The following is a 4,853-nucleotide window of genomic DNA, read 5'->3' as shown; positions in this document are numbered from 1 at the left end:
GACCGGTAGAGCCGTTACGCCGGGAAAAAAGCTCGGTCTACAAGGGCCTCACCGTCGCCGCCAAGAGTGTCATCCCGCCGGAGGTGCTCCGCGCTGCGATCGGGTCGCGTCTAAGCGTCGAACTTTTCACTGAATCTGAGTCGACCGCCCAGTACGCCCTCGACCGCCTCGGCGTGCTGTTGGGCCTCAAGTTCCCGCGAGCTGTCGAACTCGGCGAGGCCGAGACCCTCATAGACCTCGGTCCACTGTCGGTCGGCGTGCGCCGCATGGATCCTCTAAGCAAATTTGTCGATCATGCTGCGGATCGGCAACGTCCGAAGGAGGCAGCCGATGCACAAGTCGAACTCATCATGAGTTCGCTTAGCCAGGCCACACTCCCGACGATCACCTTGGTGGAGATTTCGGAATCGGGCCGTTACGCCGGTAACAGCCGCAGCGCTGAAGTTAAATCTGCACTTCGTCATAGATTGTTGAGCACAGGGCGAATCAGCCGGTTCGTAGCCACAGAAGCTCAAAGGCAGAGCAACGCCCGTCAGAGCAATGAGCGGGAGTTCTACCGTGCGCGCTTTTCTGCTGCCGTCGACGACTTGTTCCGACAACTTGGAGTGCGGCAATTAGCCCTGCCGTTACCTGCGCCGAAGACGCTGACTTGCCACCCTGCTCTACTTGCGATCTGGATGATCCAGCAGGACGGCCGCAGTAGCACAGGATTGCAGAGACAGGTACCCATCGCCGTGCTCTCCGACCCGACCGGCCAACGAGTATTGGTGCGTACACCCAAGACCGACTGGAAACCGATCCATCTAGGTCTAATCGAAATTTACCGAGAGCACTGTTCAGCCGATCTCGAATATAAGACAAACGACATATATCAGTTTATCAAGAACGTCACGGAAGATGCGGCCAGGACTTTTCCTGACGTGCTTCTGCTGACGCACGCACAGAACTTGCGGAGGGCGTGGAAGTTTCTATCGAACGGCAACCTTGGCCTGGACACGATAGAGTTCGATGCCGACTCACGGCGCCCAATTTCTACATTGTCTGGGTTGCGACATATTCGAGTGCGCACAGCGGATTATAACGAGACACCCGAATGTTACGGAATTAACGACGAGGGTGTTGGGCAGCCTACGGGTCTTTGGCGATACCCAGAGGAGTTGCGGCTGTTCGCCAGTACGTCCGGCAAGCCAGCGACAGCAGCGAGCGCGTCGATTAGCGTCTCGAAACTGACGTCGGGAATTCATAATGGGAGCCTGATTAGGCTGAACCCGAAGGCCCAGGTATGGAACGAGCAGGTCGTCGAACTGCTCGTTGCAGGACTCCAAAGCGGCGACCGCCCCGAGCGTTGGGCGGCACTGGCACACAACCTCCGCGGGGCGGAGCCGTATTCTCACTGGATGACCCCACTGCCGTGGCCGCTAAGCCTTGCCCAACGGATCGAAAAATATATTTTCTGAGAAGAAGCTCACCTATTCATCGCTGCTGCCTCTATAGAGGAGAATCGGACATGAATGCACTGCCGGAGGTCCGTACTTGTGGGCGCCCAACTCGAACCGGCGCTGCCTGCAAAGCGCGAATCTATGGATTTGACCTTGCTTGTGGAATCCATGTCACTGCTCACGAACGGGAACTCGTCGAAGCGTATAAGCGAGGCCGAAATGACGGCTACGCGCAAGCTTCCGAATCGGCTCAGAAAATTTCGTCAAGTCAGGTTGAGTGGCTCAAGCGTCGCATCGAGCAATTAGAGCAGCTCCTGGACGAGGCGACCCGTGTCTACGAAATCGGCGGTGACCAACTCGTCGAGGTGGGCCGTTACGCCTACCGATGGGCAGGGCAGCCCAAACTGGAAGTAGGGGAGCGGGTGCTGCTGCCCCAGAACTGGGTGAGTGAAATGACCGACGGGCCGGGGCCAACTCTCGGAACCGTCACCAGACTCGGGAGCACCTACCAAGGGGAACATGCTCGCATCGTCCGTCGAGCGCCAACCGAGCCCGCTGAGCAGAACCAGGGCGACAATCAAACACAAAGGGGCACGGCAGTATGACCCTGTACGCCATCGACCAGTCCCGGAACGTGCTCATCGCCACCTGGAGCGTCGGCATCGGCGACACGGCCATCACCGTGGCAGAACTGCCTCCTGACGTCCGGGCAGATCAAGCTCTGCGCCTGGCGGAAGCCCTGTCAGGGCTCTCACGTGCTTGCTGGCGTTGCTACACCCATCCGGCCAGCGCTGCCGACAGTCTCGAAGTGAACTCCGAGGGGTGGCGCCGGCAAGGCGCGCGTGAGGCGTTCGCGATGGTTCTGCCAGCTCTGGGCAAGCCGAACTTGCCAGCCCATGGTTCGATCATCCAGTCGTACATTCAGGTGGAAGAACGTGCGCACCAAGTCGGCCGAGCGCTGCACGATCTCCAAGACGAGAATCTCACCGCCGCGGTCATTGAGGACGTAGCCGCCGAGCTCGCCGGCGTCGAAAAGGCGGAACTAGGCGACCTGTCAGGGCGGGCACGTCAAGCGGTCGTGTTTAGCCGGGAGGACGCCTCTCCCGTCCAGGTGGCCCAGGCCGACGTCATCTTGCGCGAGAACCCCTTCGGCTCTGACCGGCTGTTCACCGAGCTGGATCTCGCCGCGGCAGCCGTCGCCGCCGCTCATTGGCTTCAGGCCGCCGCCGACGTCACCTCCGAGCTCAGCGGACTCCCGTACGCGCAGATCATGGCCGAAGCCGACGACATCGAAGCCATCCCGCAAGAGACGCCCAGGCGGGTCCTGGAGTTGATGGAACTCGGTGCCACACCGCGCCAGGCCGTCATGGCGCTCATCCGGGATGCACTACGTGTCGCCGAAGGCGAGACCAGCAGCCTCTCAATGTTGAAGCAGCGCATCGTGGCCGTTGAAGAGCTGATCGAAAAATTGAAGGACCACGATCCCAGTCTGAGCCTCGACTCCGTCGGGCTGCGGATCACCACGCTTGACCCGACGCGACCGGCCGCGGACCTTCTGGAAGACCTGCTGTCTGGAATCCACGCGTGCTGGCTGATCTACCGCGAATACAGCTTCGATGATGACGAACCCACCTTCGACATCGATGAAGACGACGAGCAGCCGGAAGACGAGACCACCGAAGCATTCCTGGAGGAGGTCAGGACTGAGGCGACCGAGACCGCCGATCGGCTGATTTGATCGATTGTCGGCTTTCCGGTTCGTCCTCGGGAAGTGATCGAGTGAGACACCGGGACATCAGGCGGTGCGCGGTTGGTTCTTATGGATCGAGAAGCCGTCACCTCTGCGCTACCAGCTCCACTGCGCCCGGAAGCGTCAACCTCTCTGGCAGGGCAAGCCGACACAAAGATCATTGTCGAGGTCGTGGCCTCGTGGTTCGGTAAAGCCCGGCCGGGTAGGAACCCGTTGCTCGGCGGTTGCTCATTGGTACGCGATACGACGCGGCACGGGCCGCCACCAACAGGCACTGGATCAGGGATGATGGCGGGCAAACCGGCAGGACTTGGCACGCCCCGACAGCGGACGGCACGGAACCCTCGAACTTTTAATCCGTAGGTTCAGGATTCAAATCCCTGGCGCCCCACCACCTCACATACCAGATCGCTTTTGTCCAAAGCGGAACTGCTACCTGGCGTCACTTCCTCCATTGAGGAGGAGGATCTCTAGCTTGTCGGTGACGTATCCACATGAATGATTGCCGTTGCTTCGGACGTACGAATCCTCTAGTCGCAAGCGGAGTTCAGCTGCACGCGCCCATGCTCCGCGGAACCCAAACTGATCTTGGTGTCAATCTTGGGTCGCGATAAATGCCTTATCGCGACCCAGAACCTTGATCGTTTCAAGATGGGAGGTCGCCCGATGACCGAGCTAGACGACTGGAGGACGGCCTGACCACCCCGTTACCGATGTCCTTCATTACGCCGCCTCAGGCTTCGCTCGTGCCGGTTGAACGGGGGCCGCCCAGTGGCGGCACGACACTCTCCGAATGGGCCACCTCGACGCTCTTCGCCTTGATGGCCTGGGCCCGCTCCTTCTCCACCTCGGCGATGATCTCCTCGGCCTCATGCTGTTCCAGTCCCCACCGGCTCATCAGCGGGCGTCGGCCGACCCGCTGATTACCCTCACTGAGGCTCTCGATATAGGTGAGCCGCGCCGCCTCGTACCGGTCGGTGGGCAGCAGCGGCACCACGCGTGCCACCTCAATGAGAGTCTCAACGGGCTGGCACACGTGGTCCTTGGCCAGCGTCTCGATGGACGGTTGCCGGGTGTTCCGGACGATCCACATGAGCAGTTCGTACGCGCCCGCGAAAGCCAGCGGTGCCAGGGCACTGATCAGCCGCGATCCGAGCCCGCTGGACCAGCCGTGCGCCACGTTCGCCGCCAGCGTCACCGCCCCGCCCAATGCAGGCGCCACCCACGCCAGCACCGGCACGCGTAGCCGACGACGCGAGCAGTAGACCATCACCAGCGACGCCATGACGATCACACCGTCAGACATCGCCGGATACAGAATGGCCATGTCGTGCCGCTCACCCAGAGCAATCGCCAGACCATAGAAGTGGTGATACGAGACGTAGGCGGCCGCGCCGGCGACCCCCAGCAGGACAGCCACCGCACAGCCGAGAATGACCCGGTCCCCAGCCCGATCTCGCTGAGTACGCTCGACCCAAGCCCCTTCGACCGGAACCACCTCCCCGGCAATTTCTGGTGTCGAGGGGCGGCGCACGGCCTGGCTTCCGGGTTGATCAGGTTGCTGGGATGCAGGAAGGGGTTCGGTGCTGCGATCACCGAACTCCCGCCCCCTTACCACCGCTGCCCTGAGCGCAGTTGAGATCGTCTGCTGAGGATCCTGAACT

General features: G+C 61.2%; 4 protein-coding genes. 3 read left to right on the top strand and 1 reads right to left on the bottom strand.

Going from position 1 to position 4,853, the window contains the following annotated elements; all coding sequences use genetic code 11:
- The 3 genes from ABZ260_RS46700 to ABZ260_RS46690 all read left to right on the top strand — a co-directional run.
- Positions 1–1,457, top strand: a 1,457-nt coding sequence (locus tag ABZ260_RS46700) for an RNaseH domain-containing protein (RefSeq protein ID WP_355631212.1), incomplete at its 5' end; no start/stop codon positions are given.
- A 50-nt stretch (positions 1,458–1,507) separates the two neighbouring features.
- A complete protein-coding gene (locus ABZ260_RS46695; RefSeq protein ID WP_355631209.1) occupies positions 1,508–2,044 on the top strand; it encodes a hypothetical protein in 537 nt (178 codons plus the stop codon).
- Positions 2,041–3,177 (top strand): hypothetical protein, encoded by a 1,137-nt coding sequence (locus tag ABZ260_RS46690; RefSeq protein WP_355631206.1) that lies wholly within the window; start codon positions 2,041–2,043, stop codon positions 3,175–3,177. Before ABZ260_RS46695 ends, ABZ260_RS46690 begins: the two co-directional genes overlap by 4 nt.
- A 745-nt stretch (positions 3,178–3,922) precedes the next feature.
- On the opposite strand, the gene ABZ260_RS46685 is transcribed toward ABZ260_RS46690, so the two are convergent.
- The coding region (locus ABZ260_RS46685; protein ID WP_355631203.1) for a DUF2637 domain-containing protein at positions 3,923–4,853 on the bottom strand (931 nt) is incomplete at its 5' end.

The organism is Streptosporangium sp. NPDC006013, assembly GCF_040614275.1.
GTDB lineage: Bacteria > Actinomycetota > Actinomycetes > Streptosporangiales > Streptosporangiaceae > Streptosporangium.
This window is presented reverse-complemented; position numbering and strand designations above follow the sequence as displayed.

Coding starts and splice junctions, on each gene's coding strand:
- ABZ260_RS46695 (WP_355631209.1), top strand. CDS start 1,508: ATGAATGCACTGCCGGAGGTCCGTACTTGTGGGCGCCCAACTCGAACC.
- ABZ260_RS46690 (WP_355631206.1), top strand. CDS start 2,041: ATGACCCTGTACGCCATCGACCAGTCCCGGAACGTGCTCATCGCCACC.